At 73.1% G+C, this 26,560-nt stretch carries 23 protein-coding genes; 12 read left to right on the top strand and 11 right to left on the bottom strand.

Annotation, left to right across the window (positions count from 1 at the left end; genetic code table 11):
* The first annotated feature begins 52 nt into the window (after positions 1-52).
* Positions 53-691, top strand: coding sequence for a TetR/AcrR family transcriptional regulator (locus ACN27C_RS07565; protein WP_175438589.1), 639 nt, complete (start codon positions 53-55; stop codon positions 689-691).
* 6 nt (positions 692-697) lie between these two features.
* Here ACN27C_RS07565 and ACN27C_RS07560 read toward each other — a convergent pair whose 3' ends face one another.
* The 7 genes from ACN27C_RS07560 to ACN27C_RS07530 form a co-directional block, all read right to left on the bottom strand.
* The gene (locus ACN27C_RS07560; protein WP_120572349.1) at positions 698-1,315 is read right to left on the bottom strand and encodes a DedA family protein; all 618 of its coding nucleotides are present in this window, start codon (positions 1,313-1,315) and stop codon (positions 698-700) included.
* A 24-nt stretch (positions 1,316-1,339) separates the two neighbouring features.
* Positions 1,340-2,599: an adenylosuccinate synthetase gene (locus ACN27C_RS07555; RefSeq protein ID WP_422750798.1), complete on the bottom strand. Its 1,260-nt coding sequence runs from the start codon at positions 2,597-2,599 to the stop codon at positions 1,340-1,342.
* A complete protein-coding gene (locus ACN27C_RS07550) occupies positions 2,596-3,555 on the bottom strand; it encodes a hypothetical protein (protein ID WP_030273387.1) in 960 nt (319 codons plus the stop codon). Before ACN27C_RS07550 ends, ACN27C_RS07555 begins: the two co-directional genes overlap by 4 nt.
* A 10-nt stretch (positions 3,556-3,565) precedes the next feature.
* Positions 3,566-4,507 carry a serine/threonine protein kinase gene (locus ACN27C_RS07545; RefSeq protein ID WP_121684964.1) on the bottom strand — a complete coding sequence of 314 codons (942 nt, stop codon included), beginning with the start codon at positions 4,505-4,507 and terminating at the stop codon, positions 3,566-3,568.
* Positions 4,504-5,262 (bottom strand): NUDIX hydrolase, encoded by a 759-nt coding sequence (locus ACN27C_RS07540; protein WP_422750797.1) that lies wholly within the window; start codon positions 5,260-5,262, stop codon positions 4,504-4,506. The genes ACN27C_RS07545 and ACN27C_RS07540 overlap by 4 nt, the downstream gene beginning before the upstream one ends.
* Before the next feature lie 80 nt (positions 5,263-5,342).
* The gene (locus ACN27C_RS07535) at positions 5,343-6,398 is read right to left on the bottom strand and encodes a MaoC/PaaZ C-terminal domain-containing protein (RefSeq protein ID WP_422751591.1); all 1,056 of its coding nucleotides are present in this window, start codon (positions 6,396-6,398) and stop codon (positions 5,343-5,345) included.
* Entirely contained in the window at positions 6,398-7,756 is a 1,359-nt protein-coding gene (locus tag ACN27C_RS07530) for a 3-oxoacyl-ACP reductase (protein ID WP_422750796.1), read from the bottom strand. The genes ACN27C_RS07535 and ACN27C_RS07530 overlap by 1 nt, the downstream gene beginning before the upstream one ends.
* Before the next feature lie 55 nt (positions 7,757-7,811).
* Between ACN27C_RS07530 and ACN27C_RS07525 the strand changes: the two genes are divergently transcribed.
* Positions 7,812-9,104, top strand: coding sequence for an acetyl-CoA C-acetyltransferase (locus tag ACN27C_RS07525; RefSeq protein WP_121682931.1), 1,293 nt, complete (start codon positions 7,812-7,814; stop codon positions 9,102-9,104).
* Positions 9,105-9,158: 54 nt separating this feature from the next.
* Here ACN27C_RS07525 and ACN27C_RS07520 read toward each other — a convergent pair whose 3' ends face one another.
* Entirely contained in the window at positions 9,159-11,450 is a 2,292-nt protein-coding gene (locus ACN27C_RS07520) for a right-handed parallel beta-helix repeat-containing protein (RefSeq protein ID WP_422750795.1), read from the bottom strand.
* Between the two features lie 203 nt (positions 11,451-11,653).
* Between ACN27C_RS07520 and ACN27C_RS07515 the strand changes: the two genes are divergently transcribed.
* From ACN27C_RS07515 to purB, 3 genes are all read left to right on the top strand, one after another.
* Complete coding sequence (locus ACN27C_RS07515) at positions 11,654-12,169, top strand: SigE family RNA polymerase sigma factor (RefSeq protein WP_422750794.1); 516 nt, start codon at positions 11,654-11,656, stop codon at positions 12,167-12,169.
* Positions 12,166-12,918 (top strand): hypothetical protein, encoded by a 753-nt coding sequence (locus ACN27C_RS07510; protein WP_422750793.1) that lies wholly within the window; start codon positions 12,166-12,168, stop codon positions 12,916-12,918. The genes ACN27C_RS07515 and ACN27C_RS07510 overlap by 4 nt, the downstream gene beginning before the upstream one ends.
* Positions 12,919-13,004: 86 nt before the next feature.
* Entirely contained in the window at positions 13,005-14,429 is a 1,425-nt protein-coding gene (gene purB / locus ACN27C_RS07505) for an adenylosuccinate lyase (RefSeq protein WP_422750792.1), read from the top strand.
* Positions 14,430-14,525: 96 nt separating this feature from the next.
* Here purB and ACN27C_RS07500 read toward each other — a convergent pair whose 3' ends face one another.
* Both ACN27C_RS07500 and ACN27C_RS07495 read right to left on the bottom strand, forming a co-directional pair.
* The gene (locus ACN27C_RS07500; protein ID WP_199733047.1) at positions 14,526-15,101 is read right to left on the bottom strand and encodes a YbjQ family protein; all 576 of its coding nucleotides are present in this window, start codon (positions 15,099-15,101) and stop codon (positions 14,526-14,528) included.
* Between the two features lie 12 nt (positions 15,102-15,113).
* Positions 15,114-15,797, bottom strand: coding sequence for a S1 family peptidase (locus tag ACN27C_RS07495; protein WP_120572283.1), 684 nt, complete (start codon positions 15,795-15,797; stop codon positions 15,114-15,116).
* Positions 15,798-16,267: 470 nt separating this feature from the next.
* Between ACN27C_RS07495 and purS the strand changes: the two genes are divergently transcribed.
* The 4 genes from purS (at position 16,268) to ACN27C_RS07475 (ending at position 20,741) form a co-directional block, all read left to right on the top strand.
* Entirely contained in the window at positions 16,268-16,531 is a 264-nt protein-coding gene (purS, locus tag ACN27C_RS07490) for a phosphoribosylformylglycinamidine synthase subunit PurS (RefSeq protein WP_013473439.1), read from the top strand.
* Positions 16,528-17,211: a phosphoribosylformylglycinamidine synthase subunit PurQ gene (purQ, locus tag ACN27C_RS07485; RefSeq protein ID WP_357235648.1), complete on the top strand. Its 684-nt coding sequence runs from the start codon at positions 16,528-16,530 to the stop codon at positions 17,209-17,211. Before purS ends, purQ begins: the two co-directional genes overlap by 4 nt.
* A 64-nt stretch (positions 17,212-17,275) precedes the next feature.
* Positions 17,276-19,981: a phosphoribosylformylglycinamidine synthase subunit PurL gene (gene purL, locus ACN27C_RS07480; protein WP_422750791.1), complete on the top strand. Its 2,706-nt coding sequence runs from the start codon at positions 17,276-17,278 to the stop codon at positions 19,979-19,981.
* Positions 19,982-19,991: 10 nt separating this feature from the next.
* Positions 19,992-20,741: a 2-phosphosulfolactate phosphatase gene (locus ACN27C_RS07475; protein WP_421499360.1), complete on the top strand. Its 750-nt coding sequence runs from the start codon at positions 19,992-19,994 to the stop codon at positions 20,739-20,741.
* A 91-nt stretch (positions 20,742-20,832) separates the two neighbouring features.
* Here the strand turns inward: ACN27C_RS07475 and ACN27C_RS07470 are convergent, their stop codons facing one another.
* Positions 20,833-23,106 carry a carboxypeptidase regulatory-like domain-containing protein gene (locus ACN27C_RS07470; protein ID WP_422750790.1) on the bottom strand — a complete coding sequence of 758 codons (2,274 nt, stop codon included), beginning with the start codon at positions 23,104-23,106 and terminating at the stop codon, positions 20,833-20,835.
* 160 nt (positions 23,107-23,266) lie between these two features.
* Between ACN27C_RS07470 and ACN27C_RS07465 the strand changes: the two genes are divergently transcribed.
* The 3 genes from ACN27C_RS07465 to purM all read left to right on the top strand — a co-directional run bounded on the left by ACN27C_RS07465 (position 23,267) and on the right by purM (position 26,518).
* Positions 23,267-23,620: a sterol carrier family protein gene (locus tag ACN27C_RS07465; protein ID WP_128137042.1), complete on the top strand. Its 354-nt coding sequence runs from the start codon at positions 23,267-23,269 to the stop codon at positions 23,618-23,620.
* Between the two features lie 168 nt (positions 23,621-23,788).
* On the top strand, positions 23,789-25,306 hold the full coding sequence (purF, locus tag ACN27C_RS07460; RefSeq protein WP_091414138.1) for an amidophosphoribosyltransferase: 1,518 nt from the start codon (positions 23,789-23,791) through the stop codon (positions 25,304-25,306).
* Positions 25,307-25,363: 57 nt separating this feature from the next.
* Positions 25,364-26,518, top strand: a complete 1,155-nt coding sequence (purM, locus tag ACN27C_RS07455; RefSeq protein ID WP_120572279.1) for a phosphoribosylformylglycinamidine cyclo-ligase — start codon at positions 25,364-25,366, stop codon at positions 26,516-26,518.
* The last annotated feature ends 42 nt before the right edge of the window (positions 26,519-26,560 follow it).

Here is a 26,560-nt window from a genome sequence, read left to right as displayed (position 1 = left end):
GACTTTGGTTACTCTGGCGTAACCTTACGCACGGGTAGGTATGCTCGCAAGGGTGTCCAGCACGCCGACCTTCAAGCGCCTCCCTCGAGCCGTACGCGAGCAGCAGATGCTCGACGCGGCGGTGAAGGTGTTCTCCCGCCGCGGCTTCCACGCCGCCAGCATGGACGAGATCGCCGACGACGCCGGCATCTCCAAGCCCATGGTGTACGCCTACCTCGGCACCAAGGAGGAACTCTTCATCGCCTGCCTGCACCGGGAGAGCACCCGGATGATGGAGGCGATCGCCGGCGCCGCCGCCCCCGACCTGCCCGCCGACGAGCGGCTCTGGCGCGGGCTGCGCGCGTTCTTCGGCTTCGTCGGCGCACACCGGGACGGCTGGGCGGTGCTCTACCGGCAGGCCCGCGGCTCCCAGCCGTTCGCCGCCGAACTGGCCGCCATGCGGGGCCGGCTGGTCGAGGTGGTCGCCGGGATGCTCGACCACGCGCTGCGCGCCTCCGGCCGCGAGGTCGGCGCCACCGACCTGGAGGTGGTCTCGTACGCGCTCGTCGGCGCCAGCGAGTCGCTCGCCGACTGGCTCGCCGACCACCCGGAGGCCGACGCCGGCAAGACCGCGACCCGGATGATGAACGTGGCCTGGCTCGGCGCCGACCAGTTGCTGCGCGGCGTGAGCTGGCATCCGCCGGTGGCGTGACGCCGGTCAGCGGCGGGCGGCGGCCCGCCGGCGGGCCCGCCGACGGCCCCAGCGGACGGCCTCGAACAGGCCGGTGACGGCCAGCGAGATGGCGACGCCGGCGAGCAGCCCGGACAGCGGGTTGTGCTCGAACGCCAAGCCGCCGAAGTAGCCGAGCAGCCCGCAGTAGATCCCCCAGGTGGTACACGCCAGGCCGTCGTAGAGCAGGAACGTGCGCGCCGGGTAGCGGACCGCACCCATGGTCAGCGTGACGGCGGTCCGGCCGCCGGGGACGTACCGGGCGGTGGTCAGGATCATCCCGCCGCGCCTGTCGACCGCCCGGCGGGCCCACTCCGAGCTGGCCCGCCGCCTGCTGTCCGCCGGGAACCGGGCCAGCCGGTGCGCGCCGCCGCCGCGCCCGATCGCATACGAGATGTGGTCGCCGAGGAGCGCGCCGAACGCGGCGGTCACGATCACCAGCACCAGGTTCGGCTCGCCGCCCGCCGCGAAGACGCCGGCCGTGATCACCACCGTCTCGCCCGGTACCGCCGGGAAGAACGCGTCGACTGCGGTGACCGCGATGATCAGCAGATACACCCACGGCGACGTCACCGTGTGGTGCAGCAGGTCGAGCACGTCCCCCATGCACCCATGCTCGGTGGTGCGGTGTCAGGCAGGGGCGCTTCTCAGGCAAAAGGCGTCGAGCAGGGGCCCTTCCTTCGCCTCGGCCGTGGGGCCGCGCGAGGTGAGCACCACGGGCGCCCCCAGCGCCTCCGAGACGGCGGCCGGCCAGTCGTCCGGCGCCTCGTCCAGCACCGGCCGGGCGCGCAGCAGCCGCCGGGTGAGCGCGGCCTGCCGGTCCAGGTCACCGGCCGGGCCGGGGACGAGCCGGTCGGTGTCCTCGTACCGGCGGCAGATCCGCAGCTCGGGACCGGCCAGGTCGAGGTGGGTGAGCGCCAGCCCGTCCACGCCGCCCGCCACCTCCAGCGCGTACCGGTGGGCGACCGCGTCGAAGTGCCCGAACCGGAACCGGCCCTGCCAGGGATTCGCCGAGTTGTGCCGGTCGGTGAACGGCAGCGCCGCGTCCTCGGTGACCAGCGGCCCGGGACCGTGCCGGGTGGTGGTCGTCCGCAGCACGCCGAGCCGCTGCGCGGTCCCGGCCATGCCCGCCTCGGCGAGCAGCGTCTCGGCGTTGGCGAACGTCGTGGTGCTCCACGTCGTGTACGGGTGGAAGCCGTGCCACTCGTCCAGCAGCACCCCCTGCGCGCCCTCGAACACGCAGGTGCCCTCGCGCAGCGCGCCCGCGAGCCAGGTCCGGTCGACGATCGCCACCCGGCGCGCGAAGGACGCGTACGCGGGCAGGCAGTCCTCCACCGGCGGCGCGTCCAGTGGTCCCAGCTCGGCGGTGAGCCGGTCGCGCAGCGCGGTCAGCCGCCGGCGAAGCACCGCCGGGCGGCGGCAGTCCGCCACCCGGGGTGCCTCGTCGGGGTGGGCGAGGCCGTACGCGACCGCCTCGCCCACCCCGAGCCCGCAGGAGCCGTGCCGGTCGGCTCCCCGGGCGATCTCCCGGGCGCGGTTGGCGGCCCGGTGGTACGGGGTGGCGAGCAGCGCCTCCCCGTCCACTGTCAGACGGTCGAGCGCGTCGGGCACGCCGACCGACGCGAGGTGGTCGGCCTCGGCGGCCAGCGCCAGCGGGTCCACCACCACGTGCCGCGCCAGGTGCGTCCGTACGCCCGGACGGAACGTCCCGGCGCCGAACTGCGCGAACGTGTGGTGCCTCCCGTCGCGCAGGACGACGTTGTGCGCCGCCTGCGCGCCCCCGTTGAACCGGACCACCGTGTGGACCTGCCGGGTGGCGCAGAGCAGGTCCACCACTGTGCCCTTGCCGGCGTCGCCGTAGCCGAGGTCGACCACCATCACGTGGTTCACAGCCGGGTGACCCCGCTTCCGCCGCCGGCCGGGCTGAACGGCAGCGTCGCCACCGCGCGCCGGCCGGAGCCGAGCCGGGCCAGCGCCTTCGACACCGTCCGGGTGGCGGTGGAGCCGGCCCGGTCCAGGTCGCGCAGCCCGGCGTCCAGGTCGATGGCCTGCTCGCCCAGGCCGACGGTGAGCGCGATCGTCTCGCAGACCGCGTCCAGGTCGTCCAGCTCGACCGCGTTCTGCCCGAGCAGACCGCGCCAGAAGTCGAGCACCTTGCGGTTGCCCGCGTAGTGGCTGCCGGCGGGCAGCAGGTAGTAGGTGTCCCAGCGCGCGGTCACCTCGTCCACGATCTGCCGGACCGGCACGTCCTCGCGCAGGTCGTCGCCGATCAGCCGGGTCACCTCCGCGGTCTTCACCGCCGGGTACGCCAGCTCGTCGCCGATGATGAACAGGTAGCCGCGCCGGCCGCGCTTGTCCCAGCTGTCGGTGGCCGTGTGCCGGGCCATGAAGTACAGCGCCAGCTCGTACGACTCCATCATCTGGCCGCCACCGCCGCCCTCCAGCACGATCCGGCCGAGGTCGTCGTCCATCCGGTTGTCGGACTCGAACTGCCCGACCTGCAACGGCACCCGGTCGCAGGTGGCGTCGCCGATCGCGCCGAACATGACCTGCGGGTCCTTCGCGTACCCCTGGCGCAGCAGCAGGCCCAGCAGCTGCGGCAGCTTGCTCTGCAGCACCCGGGGCACGTGCCCCATCGAGCCGGTGACGTCGAACAGCACGGCGATCGGCGTCGACTGCGGGTGCTCGGCGGAGTCGCGGCTCTCCCGCAGCGCGTCGCGTGGGTCGAGCGCCGGGTGCACCTTCCGTGCGCCGCTGTCGCTGTACGAGAACGCGCTCTTGCCGGTGCGGCGCCGGTAACGGTCGGCGGCGTCGTACACGTCGGTGGACCAGATTCCACTGCCCATGGCAGCCTCCCTACGGGTTGAGGGTGAAGGGTCGGAAGGTGCGCGGCCCGTACAGCCGGTGCAGCACCTCGTCCAGTTCGCGCAGCAGCCGCCAGGCGTCGTCCGGCCGGGTGGCGAGCGCGGTGCCCCGGCAGCCGTCGGCGAAGGCGCGCAGCTCGCGCGGCGCGCGGTCGCCCATCAGCCAGGTCATGCAGCGGGCGGCCATCGCGATGTCGGTGCCCGGGCCGCACTGCCGCTTCGCGGCGACCTCCGGCGGATACCAGTCCTCGTGGCCGGGCACCAGCGCCGGCACGAGCCCGCCCGGCTCGGCCGAGAAGCACCAGTCGACGAGCACCACGCCGTGCGCGTCCGGCTCGATCAGCACGTGCCGGGGCAGCACCGCGCCGTGCACCACGCCGGCCCGGTGGGCCAGGCCGAGCGCCACCAGCAGCCGCCGCCACATCCAGGCCGCGTCGCGCGGGTCCAGCCCGTCCGGGTACGCGCGACGCACGTCGTCGAGGCTGTGCAGCCCGGGTACCGTCACCAGCTCGTTGACCTGCCGTTGCACGCCGGTCGACGGGTCACGCGCCGGGTAGGAGTCGACGAGCCGGGGCACGTACGCGAGGTGCCGGGCGTCGCCGTGCTCGGCGATCCGGCGCAACGCGCGCGCCTCGCGGGCCATCAGGTCGTTGTCGCCCGGGTGCCGGGCCACCTTGAGCAGCCGCCCGTCCCCGTGGTCGTGCAGGTCGGCGACGTCGCCCGCGTACATCGGGGCGGGGGTGCGCCACCGGGTGGTGACGGTGACGAGAGCGTCGGCGGCGGCGGCGCGTACCCCCGGGTCGGCCGCGCCCAGCCGGTCGGGGTGCAGCGCGCCGACCAGCTCGCGGTAGCGGCGGGCCGGCTCCTGCGTGCCGAACAGGTCGGCGTCGGTGCGCGCGGCGGTGACCAGCCGGATCGCCTCCTCGGTCCTCACCGCACCGTCTCCTCCCGGGCGGGGCGCAGCAGCGCCGGGTGCAGCAGCCGGGCGTCTCCGGCGCGGTAGAGCTTGGCCCGGGGGCCGCCGCGCGCGCCGCCGCGTTCGGTGCTGGCGCCGGTGCTCTCCACGAAGCCGGGCACGGAGAGCACCTTGCGGTGGAAGTTGCCGGCGTGCAGCGGGTGGCCCCAGACCGTCTCGTAGACCTCCCGCAGCTCGGTGATCGTGAACTCGGGGGCGAGGAACCGGGTGGCCAGCGGCGTGTACTCCAGCTTGGAGCGGGCGCGCTCCAGGCCGTCGTCGATGATCCGGCCGTGGTCGAAGGCGAGCTGCCGGCTGGTGAGCGCGGTGACCGGCAGCCAGATCGCCTCGTCGGCGTCGGTGTCGGCGACCGGGTCGGGCAGGTCGGGGGCGAACGCCAGGTGCGCGACCGAGACCACCCGCATGCGCGGGTCGCGGTCGGGCGCGCCGTAGCTGCCGAGCTGTTCGAGGTGCACCCGGCGCAGCCGCTCGCCGCCGAGGCCGGTCTCCTCGGCCAGCTCGCGCCGGGCGCCAGCGGCCAGGTCCTCGTCCGGCTGGACGAAGCCGCCGGGCAGCGCCCAGTGCCCCGCGTAGGGCGGCGCGCCGCGCCGGATCAGCAGCAGGTGCAGCGCGCCCTCGCGGATGGTCAGCGCGACCACGTCGACGGTGACCGCGACCGCCGGGTAGTCCCGGGGGTCGTACTCGGCGAGGAAGTCCTGCTCGTTCACGGTCACTCACTCTCTCAGGTTGAGAACAACTCAATCTGAGAACAACTTAGCGCCGAAAAGAGGGGACGGCAAGTCCCCTCTTTCACTCAGCGCACGGAGCCGGCCAGATGCGGCCTTCCGTCCCGGGCGCTGTGCAGCGCGAAGTCCCAGCCCGCGCCCGCCGCCGAGGCGCTGAACGCCACAGTCGACGGCAGCGGCACCGGCAGCTTGAACGACACGTCCACGGTGTACGCCTCGGGCAGCCGGGGCTCCAGCGCGGCCAGGCAGCGGGCCTTGCTCCACATGCCGTGCGCGATCGGGCGCGGGAAACCGAACAGCCGCGCGCCCAGCTTCGAGGTGTGGATCGGGTTGTGGTCGCCGGAGACGCGCGCGTAGTCCGTACCCACCCGGGGCGTCACCCGCCACCGCGCCGAGGAGTCCGGCGGCGCCGGGCGGTCACCCCGGTCGCGCCGCGGGCCGCCGCCCGTGGCGCGCTCCTTCCCGAGGTACGTGGACACGCCGCGCCACACCTCCTCGCCGCCGATCGACCCGATCAGCACCACGTCGAGCTGGCGGCCCCGCTCGTGCGGGCGCAGGTTCTCCGCGTACGTGTGGAAGTCGACGCGCTCGCCGACCTCGACCGGCCGGTGCACGGTGATCCGGTTGGCGACGTGCACCACGCCGGTCAGCGGGATCGGGAAGCCCGGACCCGTCATCAGCCGCAGCGACAGCGGGAACCCGAGCACGTGCAGGTACGTCGCCGGCAGCCGGTCGGTCAGCCGGAACCCGCACACCCGGTCGTAGTCCGCCAGATGCCCGTGGTCCACCGCGACCCCACCGACGGCGAGTTCCAGCGCCGGCACGTCCGTCCCGCGCCGCCCCCCGACCCCGGGCACCGCCCTCAGAAGCGCCCGCCGGTAGAGCCCCCCACTGGCAGGCAGCCCGTCCAGCTCCACCCGCCGCCGCCCCGCCGCCCCTTCGCTCGGTCGATCATGAAGTTGGCTGCCTTGTGGATCTCCAGAAGTGCCGTCAACCTCATGATCGTCGGAGGTCGGGCGGGCGTTGGTCTGGGCGAGGGCGGCGGCTCGGGCTGAGGTCAGGTCGCGGGTGGGGCCCTCGATCAGGTCGTGCAGGGTCAGGTCCTCCTCGTGGTCCTTCGCCATCACGCCCCCAGCAGACTCTGGCCGCAGACCCGGACCACGTTGCCGCTCACCGCGCCGCTCGCCGGCCAGGAGAGCCAGCCGATCGTCTCGGCCACGTCCACCGGCAGGCCGCCCTGCGCCATGCTGTTCATCCGCCGTCCCGCCTCGCGGATGGTCAGCGGGATACGCGCGGTCAGCCGCGTCTCGATGAAGCCCGGCGCGACAGCGTTCAGGCTGATCCCGCGCTCGCGCAGCACCGGGGAGAGCGAGTCGACCAGGCCGATCACGCCGGCCTTGCTCGTCGCGTAGTTGGTCTGCCCCCGGTTGCCGGCGATCCCGGCGATCGACGAGACCGACACGATCCGGCCGCCGGCCGGGATCAGGTCGCGCTCCAGCAGGACGTCGTTGATCCGCTCCTGGCTGGACAGGTTCACATCGATCACCGAGTCCCACCGGTCGGCGTCCATCCGGCCCAGCGTCTTGTCCCGGGTGATGCCCGCGTTGTGCACCACGACGTCGACCCGGCCGTGCCGGGACGCCAGATGCTCCGCCAGCCGGGTCGGCGCATCAGGCGCGGTCAGGTCGAGCTGCACCGCGCTGCCGCCGATCTCGTTGGCGACAGCGGCCAGCTCGTCCCCGGCCGCCGGGATGTCCAGCGCCACCACCTGGGCGCCGTCGCGGGCCAGCACCTTCGCCAGCGCCGCGCCGATGCCCCGGGCCGCGCCGGTCACCAGCACCACCTGCCCGTCCAACGGCCGGTCCCAGTCGGCCGGCACGACCGCGGTGCCGGTGCCCACGCGTACGACCTGGCCCGAGACGTACGCGGAGCGGCCGGAGAGCAGGAACCGGAGCGTGGCCTCCAGGCTCACCGGCGTGCCGGCGTCACCCTCGCGGGTCACGTAGACGAGCTGGGCGGTCACGCCCCGGCCGAACTCCTTGCCGATGCTGCGGGTCAGGCCCTCCAGCGCGCGCTGGGCGGTAGCCTCCCGGGGAGAGCCGCACTCGGCCGGCGGGGTGCCCAGCACGATCACCCGGCCGCTGGGCAGCAGCGACCGGGCCTGCGGGTGGAAGAAGTCGTAGAGCTGGCGCAGCCCGGCGGAGTCGGTGATCCCGCTGGCGTCGTACACCAGGGCCGCGAAGCGGCGGTCGGCGTCGTGCGCGGCGACCGGATCGGCCAGCTCGACCCCGGCGGCGGTCAGGATCTTGCCGGCCGGCTCGGCGATCCGGCCGCCGGCCGAGGCGCCGAGCAGGACCGGCCCGGGAACGAGCGGGTCACCGGGCGTGTGCCGGCGCAGTCGGGGCGGGTCGGGCAGCCCGAGGCGCTTGACCAGCGCGCGACCGGCCCCCGTCTGGACGAAGCTCGCGTACCTGTCGGTCATAGGCGTAGCCTACTGGCGAGTAGGGTTCGGGCAACAGTTTCGAGGGAGGCCGATCGTGCAGAGTGTCCGGCGGGTCGCGGTCATCGGGGGCAACCGCATCCCCTTCGCCCGGTCCAACTCGCGCTACGCGCACGCGTCGAACGCCGACATGCTCGGTGCGGCGCTCGACGGGCTGGTCGCCCGGTTCGGGCTGGCCGGCGAGCGGGTCGGCGAGGTCGTGGCCGGCGCGGTGCTCAAGCACTCCCGCGACTTCAACCTCACCCGCGAGGTGGTGCTCGGCTCCCGGCTCGACCCGCACACCCCCGCGTACGACATCCAGCAGGCCTGCGGCACCGGGCTGGAGGCAGCCATCCTGGTCGCCAACAAGATCGCCCTCGGGCAGATCGAGGTCGGCATCGCCGGTGGCGTCGACACCACCTCGGACGCGCCGCTCGCCGTCAACGAGGACATGCGGCGCACCCTGATCCAGCTCAACTCGGCCCGCACGCTCGGCGAACGGCTCAAGATCGCCGCGAAGCTGCGCCCGCACCAGCCGTTCAAGCCGGACATCCCGCGCAACGCCGAACCCCGTACCGGGCTGTCGATGGGTGAGCACGCGGCCCGGACCGCGCTGCGCTGGAACGTCGACCGCACCGCGCAGGACGAACTGGCGCTGCGCTCGCACCAGCGGCTCGCCGCCGCGTACGACAAGGGGTTCTTCGACGACCTGATGACCCCCTACCTGGGGCTCACCCGCGACCAGAACCTGCGGCCGGACACCAGCCTGGAGAAGCTCGGCTCGCTCAAGCCGGTCTTCGGCGCCTCCGGCGCGGACGCCGAGCGGGCCACCATGACCGCCGGCAACTCCTCGCCGCTCACCGACGGCGCCTCGACGGTGCTGCTCGCCTCCGAGGAGTGGGCCAAGGCGCACAACCTGCCGGTGCTGGCGTGGTTCTCCTGGTCCGAGGCCGCCGCCGTCGACTTCGTGCACGGCGACGAGGGCCTGCTGATGGCCCCCGCGTACGCCGTGCCCCGGATGCTGGCCCGGGCCGGGCTGAGCCTCCAGGACTTCGACTTCTACGAGATCCACGAGGCGTTCGCCTCGCAGGTGCTGGCCACTCTCGCCGCCTGGGAGTCGCCGGAGTTCTGCAAGGAGCGCCTCGGCCTGGACGCCCCGCTCGGCTCGATCGACCGGGACAAGCTCAACGTCAACGGCTCGTCGCTGGCGGCCGGGCACCCGTTCGCCGCCACCGGCGGCCGGATCGTCGCCACGCTGGCCAAGCTGCTGGATCAGAAGGGGAGCGGGCGCGGCCTGATCTCCATCTGCGCGGCCGGCGGGCAGGGCGTGACCGCGATCCTGGAGCGCTGACGGGCGACGCCCGCCCGGCGAGCAGCCGGGCGGGCGTCGGGTGTCGAGGACGGCTCAGCCGCCGACCGTGAACTTCTCCCAGAGACCGATGGTGGTCCGGTTGGCGATGAGCGGGTTGGTGCCGACGTTGTCGGCGCTGACGTACTTGCTGTTGATCGTCGCCTTGAGGCTGGTGGTGCCGTCCGCGTTGCGGGTCACCGTGAACTTCTCCCACGCGCCGGCGCTCGTGCGGTTGGCGATGAGCGGGTTGAGGCCGACGTTGTCCGCGCAGACGAAGCGGCTGTTGGCGTGCGAGAAGACACCCACCTGCCCGGAACCGAGATCCGCGAGGTCGAACGTCTCCCACGGGCCGGCGGCGTCGCGGTTGGCGATCAGCGGCTTCGCGCCGGCGCTCTCCGCGCTGACGTACTTGCCGTTGACGGCGGCCTTGAGCGTGCGGTTCGAGTCGGCGACGTTCACCCGGTAGAACTTCTCCCGGGTGTTGATGGTGGAGGCGACAGCGGTGAGTGCGGTGCTCGACGAGACACCGACGTAGCCGCCGTTCTCCCCCCGCAGACTGACCGTGCCGTCGGCGTTGCGGAGCAGCTCGAACGTCGAGTTCGAGGCCACCGTGGGGAAGAGCGGCTTGATCGCGTCGCCGTTGTTGCTCAGATATTTGCCGGTGGCACGGGAGAAGAGGGCGATCCGCCCGTTGCCCGCGTCCATCAGGTCGAACTGGCCGCCCGCACCCATCGTGGCCTGGTCGGCCTGCACGTCGGATCCGGCGGTGGGCGCGTTCGCGAAGCGCAGGTTGTGCAGCGACAGCAGACCGATCGACCCGGTACGCGGCAGCACGCTGACCAGCAGGCCGAGCGAGGCGCCGACGCGGCCGTCGCTGCCGGAGACCTTCACCGAGACGGTGAACGTGCCGGTCCGCGTGTAGGTGCGGGAGGCGACCGGCCTGTCCTGGGTCACCACGGTGCCGTCACCGAAGTCGAACACGTACGTGGTCAGGGGGACGTAACCGGGAGTCGACGCGGACGCGTCGAGCGTGACCGAGGAGGTGTCCGGGTCGTACCTGATGTCGAGGACGGCCTGCGGAGTGCCGAGGAGTTCGGTCGGTCCCCGGTCGGCCCACGGGACCGGGCCCGCGCCGGTGTTCGGCACCGCCGGGTTGTCCGCCCGGCCCGCTCCGGTGCGGTCCGTGGCCGGGTAGCCGGGCGCGGCCGAGTTCGCTGAGTCCTCCCGGACAGCGGCCCCGCTGCCCTCCCTGTCGTGAGCGGCCTGCCCGGACACCGTCCGGAAGCGGGCCAGATCCATCGTGGTGCCGTTCCAGGAGTAGCTCGACGCGCTCGGGACGAATGTCTGAGCGGTGTTGTTGTAGTCCACGGTCACCCGCTTGCCGGAATCGTCGTACAGCTCCAGCACCGGCTTGTCGGAGCAGGTCGTAGCGACGTTGCTGACCAGGACGTTGTTCTGCACCGACGCGCCCGCCGACGAGCCGTCGACGCGGACGGCCCCCGAACAGCGGCCCTGGACCTCGTTGTTGCTGATCGCCGTCCGGGCCGCCCCGTTGTTGTGGATCCCGATGCCGTCACCTTCGGACACCTGGTTGTTGACGACCTCGGTGTCGGTGGCGTCTGGACCGACCAGGACGGCCGCGCCGTCGAAGCCCGAGATGGTGCTGCTCGACACCTGGTTTCCCGGCCCGTCGACCCGGGCACCCGTGCCGGGCCCGACGTCGGCGCCGAGCCTGCCCCCGGACAGCACCAGGGACCGGAGGGCGACGCCGGTCGTCGCGGCGTCGAGGACGATGCCGTTGCCCGGTGTGGTGATCGTCGTCTGCGACAGGGTCGACCGGGTGACCCCGGCGAACCGGACGACGGGCGTGGCGGACCTGCCCGACATGGCGTACCACCCGCCCTGCACAGTGATTCCGCTGGAGTCCCGCAGATCGAGGCCGGGCACGTCGGCGAGTGCGGTCATCCACAGGTCGCGGAGCACGACGTCGTGCTGCCCGTCGACCAGCACCCCGGCCTCCGGCCCGCTGATGCGGCCGTTGCTGCCGGCGGTGTTCCGGATGGTGATCGGCTGGTCGGGCGTGCCGGAGCGGGCGAGCGTCACGCGCTCCGCGTACGTGCCCGCGCCGATGTCGACTGTCTGCCCGGCCTCGACCCGGGCCACCGCCGGACCGATCGAGCAGAACGGAGCGGCCTGGGTGCCGGGCCCGGTGTCGGAGCACGCGGCCGAGTTCTGCCGGACGTAGAGCGTCGTCGCGTCGGCTGCCTGGGCCGGTGTGGCCAGGGGCAGCAGGGAGCCGCCGGCCAGTGCGGCTACGGTCAGCCCGGCCAGGGACGGTCTGCGCATCTGGATCCCCCATGAAGAAGAGAACGGTCCGGATCGATCCGGACCGGACGATCCTCGCTTGAGCCGCCCGGCGCGGCTGTCCCGCCCGACATGTCGGAACGGCCGGATCACGATCAGCGGCGGAGATCGGTGACGGTCGCCGGCAACCCAACCGGTGCTCCGTTCCGTCCCCTGGGTATGAGGCGAACGAGGGGCGGCACTCCGTGACCGGGCGTGACGAGGAGTTCCGCGACTACGTGACCGCCCGGCTGGAGCCGCTGCGCCGAACGGCGTACCTGCTCTGCCGGGACTGGCACACGGCGGACGACCTGGTGTCGATCACGTTGAGCAAGCTCTACCGCAACTGGCGGCGGGCGCTCGACGCGGACAACCTCGACGCGTACGTCCGGGGGATGCTCACCAACGCGTGGCTGGACGAGCGGCGCCGGCCGTGGCGGCGGGAGCGCAGCACCGACGAGGTGCCGGACCGGGTGGACCTGACAGCCGGGGAGCCGGCGGTCGGTGAGCGGGAGATGCTGCTGGAGATGCTGGGCCGGCTCGCGCCGCGGCGACGGGCGGTCGTGGTGCTCCGCTTCTACTGCGACCTGTCGGTCGAGGAGACCGCGCAGATCCTGGGCGTCAGCACCGGCACCGTGAAGAGTCAGGCCGCCCGTGCGCTGGAGACGCTGCGGCTGCTCGCCTCGCACCATTCGGCAGTGGAGAGCGGGAGGCAGAGATGACGTACCGGCAGATCTTCGACGAGGCGATCGGTGACGCGCCGCCGACGGCGGTGGACGTGGACGGCCTGGTGGCGCGGGAGGGCCGGCGTCGGCGGCGACGGATGGGCGCGTACGCCTCGGCGACGGCGGTGCTGGCACTGGCACTCGGCGCCGGCGTGGTCGTGCAGCCGGGTGCTTCAGGTGGTCCGGCGCCCGCCTACTCGGCCGCGTCCGCCACCGCCCGGACCCAGCCGGAGCGCCTGCGGTCGGCGATGCTGGCCGCGCTCGACCGGGAGGCCGCGGACCTGCGGTGGGTACGGGGCGCCGATCCGGTCACCGACCACAAGACCTGGAACGGCCCGCTCACCGACGACCCTCAGTGGTCGGTGAAACCGTTCCGGTGGGAGTCCATGACCGGCTGGTTCGGGGTGGGTGTCGCTGCCCGGGGCACCGTTCGGTCCTACCTGGCGGTCAACGTCGGGCGGCCGCTTCCGGGTCAGGCGATCGGCCCGGACGAGTGCAGGGAGGGCATGATTGATTGCCGGTCCTTCACCGGGCCCAACGGCGAGCGGGTGCTGACGTACGACGTGGAGGGCTACCGTGCGCCACCCGCGTCGCCACGGCAGCGGGTCGCCGTCCGGTACGCGCACGTCGAACGGACCGACGGCACCCAGGTGACAGTGCAGGCGCACTCGTCGAGCGACCGGCACCTGCTGACGGCCGAGGAGATGGCCGCGGTCGCGCTGGACCCGGAGATCCGGCTGGGCTGACGGCGCCCCCGGTCCGGCCTGCCCACAGGCCGGACCGGGGACCGACGTCGCCGGGCCGGCCCGGGCGTCGTGAAAGACTGAGGTACGTGACGACGATCCCGAACGTGCTCGCCAACCGGTACGCCTCGCCCGAACTGGTCGCTCTCTGGTCGCCGGAGGAGAAGGTCCGGATGGAGCGCCGGCTCTGGCTGGCGGTGCTCAAGGCCCAGCGTGATCTCGGCGTGCCGGTGCCGGACGGGGTGGTCGAGGCGTACGAGCGGGTGGTCGACCAGGTCGACCTGGCCTCGATCGCGGCCCGGGAGCGGGTCACCCGGCACGACGTGAAGGCCCGGATCGAGGAGTTCAGCGCGCTCGCCGGGCACGAGCACGTGCACAAGGGGATGACCTCCCGCGACCTCACCGAGAACGTCGAGCAGCTCCAGATCCGCGCCTCGCTGGAGCTGATCCGGGACCGGGTGGTCGCCACGCTGGCCCGGCTGGGCTGGCACGCGGGTGAGTACTCGGCGCTGGTGATGACCGGCCGGTCGCACAACGTCGCCGCGCAGGCCACCACGCTGGGCAAGCGCTTCGCGTCGGCGGCGGAGGAGCTGCTGATCGCGTACGAGCGGCTGGAGGACCTGATCGGCCGCTACCCGCTGCGCGGGATCAAGGGTCCGGTGGGCACCGCCGCCGACCAGCTCGACCTGTTCGACGGCGACGCCGGCAAGGTGGCCGAGCTGGAGCAGCGGGTGGCCGGGCACCTGGGCTTCAGCCGGGTGCTGGACAGCGTCGGCCAGGTCTACCCGCGCTCGCTGGACTTCGACGTGCTCTCCGCGCTGGCCCAGGTGGCCGCCGCGCCGTCGTCGCTGGCCACCACGATCCGGCTGATGGTGGGCCAGGAGCTGGTCACCGAGGGCTTCAAGCCGGGCCAGGTCGGTTCCAGCGCGATGCCGCACAAGATGAACACGCGCTCGTCGGAGCGGGTGAACGGCTTCGCGGTGATCATCAGGGGTTACCTGTCGATGGTCGGCGAGCTGGCCGGTGACCAGTGGAACGAGGGCGACGTCTCCTGCTCGGTGGTGCGCCGGGTCGCGCTGCCCGACGCGTTCTTCGCCGCCGACGGCCTGTTCCAGACGTTCCTCACCGTGCTGGACGAGTTCGGCCCGTACCCGGCGGTGATCAACCGGGAGCTGGAGCGCTTCCTGCCGTTCCTCGCCACCACGAAGATCCTGGTGGCCGCCGTACGCCGGGGTGTGGGCCGGGAGGTCGCGCACGAGGTGATCAAGGAGCACGCGGTCGCCGTGGCGCTGGCCATGCGGGAGAAGGGCGCGCCCGAGAACGACCTGTTCGACCGGCTGGCCGCCGACGGCCGGCTGGGTCTGACCCGGGCCGAGATCGACACCCTGGTGGCCGACCGCAACGCCTTCGCCGGCGCCGCCACCGACCAGGTCGCCCGGGTGACCGCAAGAATCACCAAGGTCGTCGAGTCCCACCCCCAGGCCGCCGCCTACTCCCCACCCCCCATCCTCTGACCTGTTCTGGTCGATCATGAGGTTGGCGGCACTCAGGGAGATCGTTCCTGCCGTCAACTTCATGATCGACCCGGTGAAGGCGGCAGGCAGCGTTGGTCAGGGGCCGGTGGGGGTTTCGGCTGCGGAGCTCAGGTTGGGGGCGCTGGCCGGTTCGGCGATGCCGCCCGGGGCGGAGGCGATCTCCGGGTCGTGGGCGGTCTCGGCCGCGATCGCCGGCTGGTCCGGCGGCATGACGTCCGGCATCTTCGGCGCGACGATCACCGCCGTGCCGTACGCGCAGATCTCCATCCACATCTCGCCGCAGTCGCGGCTGTCGAAGCGCATGCCGATCACCGCGTTCGCGCCCAGGCGGCGCGCCTCCTCGCCGAGGCGCGCCACCGAGTCGGTACGCCACCGCGTCAGGTTGTCCGGCGCCAACGGGTCGTAGGCGCCACCGCGCAGGTTCTTGACCCCCTCGCGGTACGGGTTGCGGGTCCTCGCCATCGAGGAGACCACTTCGCCGAGGATCTGGCGGATCTCGTAGCCGGGCAGTTGATCCGTCGTCACGACCAGCACGCTTCCGATGCTGTCAGTCCCCGGCCGGGTGGTTCGCGAGCCGTGTTCAGCTGACCGGATGCTGAAAAACGGCGCGGCGCGGACGGCCGGGTCGCACCCGGCCGATCCGCGCCGCATCGGCATCAACCGTCAGACACCGGCCGTCGAGGTGATCCAGGACCGGTTGTACGCGACACTGCCGTAGTTCTGGATGCTCTGGCCGTCGGCGGTGGAGGCGACGCCGACCTGCCGGCCGTTGTAGAACTGCGGGCCGCCCGAGTCGCCCCGCCACGCGTTGCCGTTGATCCGGGTGCTCCGGATCGCCTGGCCGCCGTACGCGTCGGTGGCGCTGTTGCTGGTCACCTGGACGCTGGCGGTCTTGAGCTGCGACGACGCGCTGCAGCCGCTGTAGCAGGTCATGCCCCAGCCGTAGATGGTGTTCGTCGAGCCGACCGGCGGGTTGCTGCTCGCCAGCGACACGGCGGAGGTGCTGACCGTGCTGGACAGGCGCAGCAGGGCCAGGTCGTAGCGGGTGTAGGAGGCGCTCACGGTGCGGGTGACGCCGCCGGAGGCGCGGTAGACGCTGCCGACCCGGACCGACATGGTGCCGCTGACGCAGTGCCGGGCGGTGAGCACCCACTGGGGCGCGATCACGCTGCCGGAGCAGGTGAACGAGCCGTTGCTGAACACGGCGGCGGCCCACGGGGCGGACGAGACGGTGCCGCCACCGATGATCGGCTGCGGGCCGGCCGGCGCGGCGGTGGCGCCGGAGGCGGTGGCCAGGACGCCGGCCAGCGCGGTGGTCAGCACGGCGAGCAGGGGACGGAGGCGCATGTCGGGGCTCCTTCTGCGCGGACGCCCGGGGGTGCCGGGCGGGGGGTGACACCCGCCGGATGGGGTGGGCCGGCGAGGGACGTCGATCTAACTCATCGACGTCTGACGATGCATGCTACGGCCGCGCTGCCCTCTGTCACAAGGTGCGGATCGAATCAGGCCGATGGCGTGACGCGCGCCGCGTGCCTCGCGGGCCCGCTGTCGGATACCGGTCCAAGGTGGGGTGTTTCGCGGCAGAATGCCTGCTGGGAGGTGTTGCTGAGGGGTGCCCGCGAGCACGGAGCGCAACGAATTCGCATCGACGCCGCAACGAACGGGCAACGGTGTCCGTCCGGCGCCGCCGGCGGGGCCGATCGGTGCCGGAACTGCCCCCGGCCGGTGCGGGCCGGGCGGTATCTGCCAGGTAGGCTGGCTGCGCTCGCCCGATTGTTGGGCCGGCACCCAACTGCGTACACAGTCAGGAGTGCCCAGTGCCTCGCGTCGTAGTCGACGTCATGCTCAAGCCCGAGATCCTCGATCCGCAGGGCCAGGCCGTCGCAAACGCGCTGCCCCGCCTCGGTGTCAGTGACGTCGCCTCGGTTCGGATCGGCAGGCGGATCGAGATCGAGTTCACCGGCGAACCGGACCTGGACCGGGCCCGGGAGATTGCCGACAAGCTGCTGGCCAACCCGGTCATCGAGGACTTCACCGTCCGCGTGGTCACCGCCGACGAGACCGCGGGCGCGCAGTCGTGACCGCCCGGGTCGGTGTGGTCACCTTCCCCGGCTCCCTCGACGACGGGGACGCGGCCCGGGCCGTACGGATCGCCGGCGCCGAGGCGGTCCGGCTCTGGCACGGCGACCCGGACCTGCACGGGGTGGACGCGGTCGTCCTGCCCGGTGGCTTCTCCTACGGCGACTACCTGCGTTGCGGCGCCATCGCCCGGTTCGCCCCGGTGATGGAGACGATCGTCCAGGCCGCGCATGGTGGCCTGCCGGTGCTGGGCATCTGCAACGGCTTCCAGATCCTCTGCGAGGCGCACCTGCTGCCCGGCGCGCTCACCCGCAACCAGCACCTGCACTTCCGCAACCGGGACCAGGTCCTGCGGATCGAGAGCACCGGCACCGCCTGGACGAACGCGTTCCAGCCGGGTCAGGAGGTGCTCGTCCCGGTCAAGAACGGCGAGGGCTGCTACGTCGCCGACACCGCGACGCTCGATCGGCTGGAGGGCGAGGGCCGCGTCGTCGCCCGCTACGTCGGCGGCAACCCCAACGGATCGCAGCGCGACATCGCCGCGATCACCAACGAGGCCGGCAACGTCGTCGGCATCATGCCGCACCCCGAGCACGCGGTGGAGGCGCTCACCGGCCCCTCCCTGGACGGCCTCGGCTTCTTCACCTCGGTGCTCAAGCATCTGGTGGGAGCGCCGGCGTGATGGTGGCCGGGAACATCGGTCGGCCCACCCGCCGCACCGGCGGCGAGCGCAGCAAGGAGACGTCATGACCACCCATCCGGACCCGGCCCTGCGCGAGCCGCAGGGCGTGGTGCCGCAGGCCGGCCCGACCGACGACTGGGCGCTGGGCGTGGACACCGTTCCCCGGGCCGCCGACTCGCCGGAGGAGCTTCAGCCGTACGCCGAGCTGGGCCTCCGCGACGACGAGTACGACCGGATCCGGCACATCCTCGGCCGCCGGCCCACCCAGGCCGAGCTGGCCATGTACTCGATCATGTGGAGCGAGCACTGCTCCTACAAGTCGAGCAAGGTGCACCTGCGCCAGTTCGGCGAGAAGGCGCCCCCGAGTGACCGGCTGCTCGCCGGCATCGGCGAGAACGCCGGCGTGGTCCGGGTCTCCGACGATCTGGCGGTGACCTTCAAGGTCGAGTCGCACAACCACCCGAGCTTCGTCGAGCCGTACCAGGGCGCGGCGACCGGCGTCGGCGGCATCGTCCGCGACATCCTCGCCATGGGCGCCCGCCCGGTCGCCGTGATGGACCCGCTGCGCTTCGGCGCGGCCGACCACCCGGACACCGCCCGGGTGCTGCCCGGCGTGGTCGCCGGCGTCGGCGGCTACGGCAACTGCCTGGGCCTGCCCAACATCGGCGGCGAGGTCGTCTTCGACCCCTGCTACCAGGGCAACCCGCTGGTCAACGCGCTCTGCCTGGGCGTGCTGCCGGTCGACCGGCTCCAGAAGAAAGACGCCACCGGCCCCGGCAACATCGTGGTGCTGATGGGCGCCAAGACCGGCCGCGACGGCATCGGCGGCGTGTCGGTGCTCGCCAGCGCCACCTTCGACGAGGGCAGCGAGCAGCGCCGCCCGTCCGTGCAGGTGGGCGACCCCTTCATGGAGAAGCTGCTCATCGAGGCGTGTCTGGAGCTGTACGACGCCGAACTGGTCGTCGGCATCCAGGACCTCGGCGGCGCCGGCCTGACCTGCGCGCTCACCGAGACCGCCGCCTCCGCCGGCACCGGCATGCGGGTCTGGCTGGAGCGGGTGCCGCTGCGCGAGCCGTCGATGGAGCCGCACGAGATCCTGGCCAGCGAGTCCCAGGAGCGGATGCTGCTCGTCGTCTCGCCGGACAAGCTCGACGCGGTGCTCAAGACCGCCGAGAAGTGGGGCGTCTGGGCCACCGCCATCGGCGAGGTCACCGCGCCGTCGGCGGACGGCCAGCCGGGCCGGCTGGTCATCACCTGGCGCGACCAGCTCGTGGTGGACGTGCCGCCGGGCTCGCTGGTCGACGACGGCCCGGTGTACGCCCGGCCGATGCGCGAGCCGGCCGACCTGATCCTGCTCCAGGCCGACCGCGCCGAGACGCTGCCCCGGCCGAGCACCCCGGAGGCGCTCCGGGAGACCGTGCTGCGCATGATCGCGTCGCCGAACCTGGCCGACAAGACCTGGGTCACCGAGCAGTACGACAGGTACGTGCTCGGCAACACCGTGCTCGCCCAGCCGGAGGACTCCGGCGTGATCCGGATCGACGAGCGCAGCGGCCTCGGTGTCGCGCTCTCCGTCGACGGCAACGGCCGGTACGCCCGCCTCGACCCGTACCACGGGACGAAGCTGGCGCTGGCCGAGGCGTACCGGAACGTGGCGGTGACCGGTGCGAAGCCGATCGCGGTGACCAACTGCCTGAACTTCGGCTCGCCGGAGGACCCGGGCGTGATGTGGCAGTTCGCCGAGGCCGTGCGCGGCCTGGCGGACGGCTGCCTGGAGCTGGGCATCCCGGTGACCGGCGGCAACGTCAGTTTCTACAACCAGACCGGCGCCGCAGCCATCCACCCCACCCCGGTGGTCGGCGTGCTGGGCGTGCTGGACGACGTCGCCGACCGGGTGCCGATGGGCTTCGTGCCGCGTCCGGCCGGCGACCACGACCAGCTGTTCCTGCTGGGCGAGACGCACGTCGAGCTGTCCGGCTCGGAGTGGGCCTGGGTGACGCACGAGCACCTGGGCGGCATCCCGCCGCAGGTCGACCTGGCCCGCGAGCGGCAGCTCGCCGAGCTGCTGGCCGAGGCGGCCCGGGTCGGGCACCTCAGCTCCGCGCACGACCTGTCCGACGGCGGCCTGGCGCAGAGCCTGGTCGAGTCGGCCCTGCGCCGCGGCGTGGGCGCCCGGGTCGTGGTTCCGGAGCACTTCGCCGGTGGCTCGATGCCGTTCGTCTTCCTGTTCAGCGAGTCCGCCGGCCGCGTGCTGGTGTCGGTGCCGCGCGGCCACGAGAAGGCGTTCACCGCCCTCTGCGCCGAGCGCGGCGTGCCGTGGGAGTTCATCGGCGTCACCGACCCGGCCTCCGGCGCGCTGGAGGTGCACGGCCAGTTCCGGATCGGCCTGGACGAGCTGCGCGAGGCGCACACCGGTACGCTCCCGCGCCTGTTCGGCGCGGCCGAGGCGGCCCGGGTGGAGGTCGAGGCGACCCGTACCGGGACGACCACTGTGCTTCCGGCCACGGCCGAGCAGCCGGTCGGCGTGGACCCGGCCGCTGTCGACGCCGAGCCGATCGCCAAGGCCGGCCGGGACACCCCGCCGGCCGACGCCGAGTCGTCCGCGCCCGTCGCCGCGGCGGAGCCCGAGTCGCCCGCTGCGGCGTCCGACGAGGGGACGCCGGCCGACGGTACGGCGGCAGTCGACGGAACCCCGGCCCAGGACGAGTCGGCGGCTGCCGACGGGTCCGACGGTCCGGCTTCCGGTGAGCCGGCGCCGGGTCAGCGCTGAGGCGCTGGCCTTGGCCGTCTTCACCCAACCCGGCTCCGGTGCCCGGTTCGACTGGGGACTGACCGGGGCGGCGGAACTCGGCCGGGTCTGTGCCGCCCTGGTGGTGGTGGACGTGCTGTCGTTCACCACCGCCGTGGAGGTGGCGGTGAGCCGTGGCATGCGGGTGCACCCGTTCCCGTGGGGCGAGCAGGCCGCCGACTACGCCCGCCGGGTGGGTGCCGTGGCCGCTGTGGGCCGCCGGAAGACGACGGCGGAGCACCAGTGGTCGCTGTCCCCGGCGGCGCTGCGGGCCGCGCCGGTCGTCGCCGACCTGGTGCTGCCGTCACCGAACGGTTCGGCGATCAGCGCCGCCGCGAGCGCCACCGGACTGCCGGTGGTCGCGGCGTGCCTGCGTAACGCACCCGCCGTCGGGCGCTGGCTGCGCGCCGAGGGGTACGGCTCGAAGGACGCGCCGGTGGGCGTGGTGGCGGCCGGGGAGCGCTGGCCCGACGGGTCACTCCGGCCGTGCGTGGAGGACCAGCTCGGTGCGGCGTGCGTGCTAGACGCGCTCGCCGGGGTGCCCGGCGGGCTCTCGGTGGAGGCCGCGATGGCGCTCGCCGCGCTGGCGAGCACGCCGGACGTGCCGGCGGCCGTCCGGGGATGCGTCTCCGGGCGGGAACTCGCCGAGGGCGGCTTCGCCGAGGACGTCGCGGTCGCGACCGAGGTCGGTGTCTCCGACGTGGTGCCGGTGCTCCGCCAGGGCTACTTCGCCCCCGCCTGAGCGCCGCTTCCGCTCCCGTCCTGCGGGGTTCGCTGACGACTGTGGCCGCCCGCTGTTCGCGGGCGGCCACAGTTCTCACATCTGGTGGCTGTCAGTCGTCCAGCCAGTCGAGGCGTCGTCCGCCACGGTCCGCCTGCCCGTCCGGGCGCGCGCGACCCGCCTGCGCCGGGTCGTTCGGGTAGGCGTTGTCGTAGCCGCCCCCGCGCTGCTGCGGCGGCGGCTCCTGGCCGTAGCCGCCCTGCTGGCCGTAACCGCCCTGCGGGGCCTGGCCGTAGCCGTCGCCGTACCCGCCGCCCTGCTGACCGTAGCCACCGGACTGGTGGCCGCCGTCGTAACCGCCACCGGCGTTGCCGTAGCCGCCGGCCGGGTCGCCGTAACCGCCCGGCTGGCGGCCACTGTCGTACCCGCCGGTCGCGCCGCTGTCGTAGCCGCCGGCGCCCTTGTCGTAGCCACCCGCGGGGGCGTCGCCGTATCCGCCCTGCTGACGGCCAGTGTCGTAGCCGCCGGCCGGGGCGTCGCCGTAGCCACCCGTGGGGGCGCTGTCGTAGCCGCCGGTCGCGCCGTCGCCGTACCCGCCGCCCGCCGCGCGACCGCCGCCGTAGGCCGGGGCGTCGCCGTATCCGCCGGTCGGGTTGTCGCCGTAGCCACCGCCCGCGGCGTTGCCGTAGGCGCCGGTGGGCTCGCCGTACCCGCCCTGCTGACGGGTGCTGTCGTAGCCGCCGGTCGCGCCGCTGTCGTAGCCGCCCGACGCGGCGCCGCCGTAGCCACCGGCCGCGCCGTAAGCGTCGCCCTGCTCCGGGCCACGGCCGTACGGGGCCGCGCCGGCCTGGTCGTAACCGCCGCGGTCCTGCTCCGGCTGGTAGGTGCCGGTCGGGTACGGGTCGGCGGCCGGCGCGTACTGCGTGCTGTCACCGGTGTAGCGGCCGGTGGGCTCGTCGAAGCGCTCGTTGCCGTAGCCGGCGCCCTGGGCCGCGTAACCGGCCGCGCCGGCCGCGGCACCTGCCGCGTAGTCCGGGCTGCCGTAGCCGGCACCGGAGGAGGGGCCGTTGCCGTAGCCGCCGCCCGAGGAGGGCGCGTTGCCATAGCCGCCCGCGCCGCCGTAACCGCCCTGGCCCGGTGCGTCGTCGCCGTAGCCGTAGCCGCCCTGGCCACCGGCGCCGTAAGCCGGGCCGGGAGGTGCGCCGTACGGGTCCGGCGGGACGTCGTCCACGACCGGCCGCTGGAGCATGGTGGGGGCGTCGCTGATCGAGGGGCCGCCGACCATCGTCGGGGACGGCCCGGCGCCCATGCCGTTGACGACCCGGGTCTGGTCGTCGGTCCCGTGGTAGGCGCCCCGGGCGCCCGGGATCGCACCGCCCGCGCCGGGACCACCCGGACCGGTCGGGCCACCCGGGCCGTCGCCGTCACCGTCGTCGCCCTCGTTCTTGCGGCGCATGTAGAGCAGCACGATGGTGCCCACGCCGACGGCGACGAACAGGCCGCCGAGCAGGATGAGAAGCCAGGAGCCGAAGCCGCCGGAGTCCTCGTTGGCGGCCGGCTGCTGCGCGGCGGGCGCCTCGGCCGACGGGGTGTCGGTCGCCTCCTCGTCGAGCGGCTCCTCGGACGGCGGGGCGGACTCACTCGCCGACGGGCTGGCGCTCGGGCTCGCCGACGCCTTCAGCTGGATGCTGAGCCGGACGCCGGTCACCGACTGGCCGGCGTTCGCGTTGATCGACCGGGCGACGGGTGAGGCACCGTCGGTGGAGGCGCCGAGGTCGATCCGGCCGGGCGCGATCGGGTTGGACTCGGAGCCGCTGAAGCTGAAGTTGCCGTTGCCGCTGGTGTTGGTGCGGCGTTCCTTGCCCGCGCTGTCGCGGAGCATGACCAGGGCGCCCTCGATCGGATCGCCGTCGGCGTTGACCACCTTGCCGGACACCGTCTTGACGGTCTGCGGTTGGTCAGGCGTGGGCGGGGCCGCCTTGCCCTTGACCGTGAGGTTGAAGTTCGCGGTGTCCGGCCGCCCGACACCTTGGATCCGGACCGTCACGGAGGAGTTGGCGTCACCCGCGTTGTCGTTCGCGCGCAGGGTGAGGATCTGGACCTTGGGAGTGCCCGGCGGGTTGAACTCGATGCCGCCGCAACCGCTGGTGCAACTGACGCCGGACGGCAGGCCGCTCAGGCTGATGTCGCCGTTGGTGTCGCTGCCCTCGGGGTTGACGGTGACGGTGACGGTGGCGTCGCTGCCGGCGTTGACCGTTACCGATCCCGGCGAGACGTTGACGCTGGCTGCGAAGGCGGGAGCTGCGGGGACGGTGAGCAGGGCGCCGAAGACCAGCGCTACGACCACACCGGCCCGCTGCTTCCAGGCACGTCGGTGTGTTGACACGTCCACCGCCTTCCGGGTCTGATCTCCCCGCCGGCCGCTCGGCCGAGGTTGATCACTCACGGTACGAATAACGCCGTCGGCAACTATGCCTTGTCTGACCGGATCATCTCTACCCAGGGCCGCCGTCGGGCGGCCTTCTGCCGGGTCGTATCGTCCCGTCGTGTCCTCTCCGCACGCTTATTCCGAAGCGGTACTCGCCGCCCTGGCGGCGCTGGACGAGGGGCGTACGCCCGAACGGCCGGTGCTCCGGGAGGCGGTCCGGACCCTCTTGGCTGCCCTCGCGGATCGCGCCCCCGGCCGATCGGTGGAGGTGCGCGTACCACCCTACGGTGCGGTCCAGTGCGTGAGTGGTCCACGACACACCCGCGGTACGCCGCCGAACGTGGTGGAGATGGATCCGGCCACCTGGCTGGCGGTCGCCACCGGGCGCCGGGGATGGGCGGAAACGGTCACTGAGGGTCGCGTCCGGGTGTCCGGAAATCGGGCTGACCTCTCCCCGTACCTCCCTATTTAGGCCTCAAGCAGCGCAAACTCTGCTCACGCTGAGCGGACGCTTCGTGACTGTCGGTATCGACTGCTGGTCGCGTACACTGAGACCCGACGACGGTCCCGGCCCATGCGTGCGGAGCTGACCCCCCGACTCCGCCAGGCCAGTCCAGACCCCACTGCGAGGGAGCGGCAGGTGCCCCGAGGCGATGGCCGGCTGAGCCACGACCTTGACCCCCAGCGACCCGGCCCGCAGGACGCGTGCGGCGTCTTCGGCGTCTGGGCGCCGGGTGAAGAGGTCGCCAACCTCACCTACTTCGGGCTCTACGCCCTCCAGCACCGCGGTCAGGAGGCCGCGGGCATCGCGGTGAGCGACGGCTCCGGTGTCGTGGTCTACAAGGATCTTGGCCTGGTCGCCCAGGTGTTCGACGAGCCGACGCTGGCGAGCCTGCGCGGGCACGTCGCCATCGGGCACGCGCGCTACTCCACCACCGGCGGTTCGACCTGGGAGAACGCCCAGCCGACCATCCGGGCCACGAGCGCCGGCACCACAATCGCGCTGGCGCACAACGGCAACCTGGTCAACACCGCCGAGCTGCAGCGCGAGGCGGCCGTGCGGGGGCTCGACTCCGACGGCTCGACCAACGACACCTCGCTGGTGACCATGCTGCTGGCCAGCCGGCCCGACCTGTCGGTCGAGGCGGCCGCGCTGGAGGTGCTGCCGCAGCTGCGCGGCGCGTTCAGCTTCGTCTTCATGGACGAGTCGACGCTCTACGCGGCGCGTGACGCGCACGGCGTACGCCCGCTGGTGCTCGGCCGGCTCGAACGCGGCTGGGTGGTGGCGAGCGAGACCGCCGCGCTGGACATCGTCGGCGCGAGCGTGGTCCGCGAGGTCGAGCCGGGCGAGCTGATCGCCATCGACGAGAACGGCCTGCGGTCCAGCCGGTTCGCCTCGCCCGAGCCCAAGGGCTGCCTCTTCGAGTACGTGTACATCGCCCGGCCGGACGCCACCATCGCCGGCCGCAACGTGCACGCCGCGCGGGTGCAGATCGGCCGCCAGCTCGCCAAGGAGCACCCGGTCGAGGCCGACCTGGTGATCCCGGTGCCGGAGTCCGGCACGCCGGCCGCGATCGGCTACGCCGAGGAATCCGGCATCACCTACGGCCAGGGCCTGATGAAGAACCCGTACGTCGGGCGCACGTTCATCCAGCCCTCGCAGACGCTGCGTGCGCTCGGTGTCCGGCTGAAGCTGAACCCGCTGCGGCAGAACGTCCGCGGCAAGCGCCTGGTGGTGGTGGACGACTCGATCGTGCGGGGCACCACCCAGCGGGCGATCGTCCGGCTGCTGCGCGAGGCGGGCGCGCTGGAGGTCCACGTCCGGATCTCCTCGCCGCCGGTGAGCTGGCCCTGCTTCTACGGCATCGACTTCGCCACCCGCGCCGAGCTGCTCGCGAACGGGCTGGACAACGAGGGCATCCGGCGCTCGATCGGCGCCGACTCGCTCGGTTACGTATCGCTGCCCGGCCTCATCGCCGCGACCGAGCAGCCGAAGAGCCGGCTCTGCCGGGCGTGCTTCGATGGGGAGTACCCGATCGAACTGCCGGCCGGGAACCTGATCGGCAAGCACGTGCTCGAAGGAGTGGGACGCCGGGTCGCCGCCGAGGCGGCCGGGCCGACCGGTCCGCTCGTCGCCACACCGACCCACCACCCGTAGCACCACCGACGCGGGTCCGGCCGCTCCGGGCCCGCGGGAACCACAAAGGGGAGAACCGTGACGCACGTGTCCGAGCGCAGCGGCGCAGGATCCAGCCCGACGGGCGCCGGCGGCGACCGCCAGCCCTGGTCGGCGGGGTCCGGCCGGACGCAGCGCAAACGCTCGGTCTCGTACGCCGACGCCGGGGTGTCGATCGAGGCGGGCGACCGCGCGGTCGAGCTGCTCAAGTCCAAGGTCAAGGAGACCCGGCGCCCCGAGGTCATGGGTGACCTGGGCGGCTTCGCCGGCCTGTTCCGGCTGGACACGAAGAAGTACAAGAACCCGATCCTGGCCTCCTCGACCGACGGTGTGGGCACCAAGCTGGTGATCGCCCAGCAGCTCGACATCCACGACACGGTCGGCATCGACCTGGTCGCCATGGTCGTCGACGACCTGGTGGCCTGCGGGGCCGAGCCGCTGTTCCTGCTCGACTACATCGCCACCGGCGAGGTCGTGCCGGACAAGGTCGCCGAGATCGGCGCGGGCATCGCGGACGGCTGCCGGTACGCCGGCTGCGCGCTGCTGGGTGGCGAGACCGCCGAGCACCCGGGCGTGCTGCGCCCGGACGAGTACGACATCTCCGCCACCGGCGTCGGTGTGGTGGAGGAGAGCGAGATCCTCAGCCCGGAGCGGGTCGAGGTGGGCGACGTGGTGATCGCGATGCGCTCGTCCGGCCTGCACTCGAACGGCTACTCGCTGGTCCGGCACGTGCTGCTGGGCGCCGGCCGGATGCGTCTGGACGTGGTGATCGACGACTTCGGCCGCCAGCGGACGCTCGGCGAGGAGCTGCTCACCCCGACCAAGATCTACGCGCAGGACTGCCTGAAGCTGATCGCCGAGGCCGAGGTGCGGGCGCTGGCCCACGTCACCGGCGGCGGCATCCCCGGCAACCTGGTCCGGGTGCTGCCCGAGAACGTCGACGCCGTGGTGAACCGCTCCACCTGGAAGCCGCAGCCGATCTTCGACCTGATCCAGTCCAAGGGCCGGATCGAGGACCCGGAGATGGAGGCGACGTTCAACATGGGCGTCGGCATGTTCGCGATCGTCTCCGCCGAGGACGCCGACCGCGCGCTGGCCACCCTGACCGGCCGGGGCGTGGACGCCTGGCAGGCCGGCGAGATCATCGAGGGGTCCGGCAACGTGCAGATGGTCGGGCAGCACACCCGAGGCTGATCACCCTGCGCCGATCGGCCGGGCACGTGATCGGGGGTTCAC

Origin of the sequence: Micromonospora sp. WMMD1219, assembly GCF_049315215.1 — a bacterium.
Lineage (GTDB): Bacteria > Actinomycetota > Actinomycetes > Mycobacteriales > Micromonosporaceae > Micromonospora > Micromonospora tulbaghiae.
This window is presented reverse-complemented; position numbering and strand designations above follow the sequence as displayed.

What these genes read in the sequence shown, in the direction of transcription:
- ACN27C_RS07560 (WP_120572349.1), bottom strand. Translation starts at nt 1,315, where the DNA reads ATGGGGGACGTGCTCGACCTGCTGCACCACACGGTGACGTCGCCGTGG.
- ACN27C_RS07550 (WP_030273387.1), bottom strand. Translation starts at nt 3,555, where the DNA reads ATGGGCAGTGGAATCTGGTCCACCGACGTGTACGACGCCGCCGACCGT.
- ACN27C_RS07535 (WP_422751591.1), bottom strand. Translation starts at nt 6,398, where the DNA reads ATGGCGAAGGACCACGAGGAGGACCTGACCCTGCACGACCTGATCGAG.
- ACN27C_RS07530 (WP_422750796.1), bottom strand. Translation starts at nt 7,756, where the DNA reads ATGACCGACAGGTACGCGAGCTTCGTCCAGACGGGGGCCGGTCGCGCG.
- ACN27C_RS07520 (WP_422750795.1), bottom strand. Translation starts at nt 11,450, where the DNA reads ATGCGCAGACCGTCCCTGGCCGGGCTGACCGTAGCCGCACTGGCCGGC.
- ACN27C_RS07510 (WP_422750793.1), top strand. Translation starts at nt 12,166, where the DNA reads ATGACGTACCGGCAGATCTTCGACGAGGCGATCGGTGACGCGCCGCCG.
- ACN27C_RS07500 (WP_199733047.1), bottom strand. Translation starts at nt 15,101, where the DNA reads ATGCGGCGCGGATCGGCCGGGTGCGACCCGGCCGTCCGCGCCGCGCCG.
- ACN27C_RS07495 (WP_120572283.1), bottom strand. Translation starts at nt 15,797, where the DNA reads ATGCGCCTCCGTCCCCTGCTCGCCGTGCTGACCACCGCGCTGGCCGGC.
- purL (WP_422750791.1), top strand. Translation starts at nt 17,276, where the DNA reads ATGACCACCCATCCGGACCCGGCCCTGCGCGAGCCGCAGGGCGTGGTG.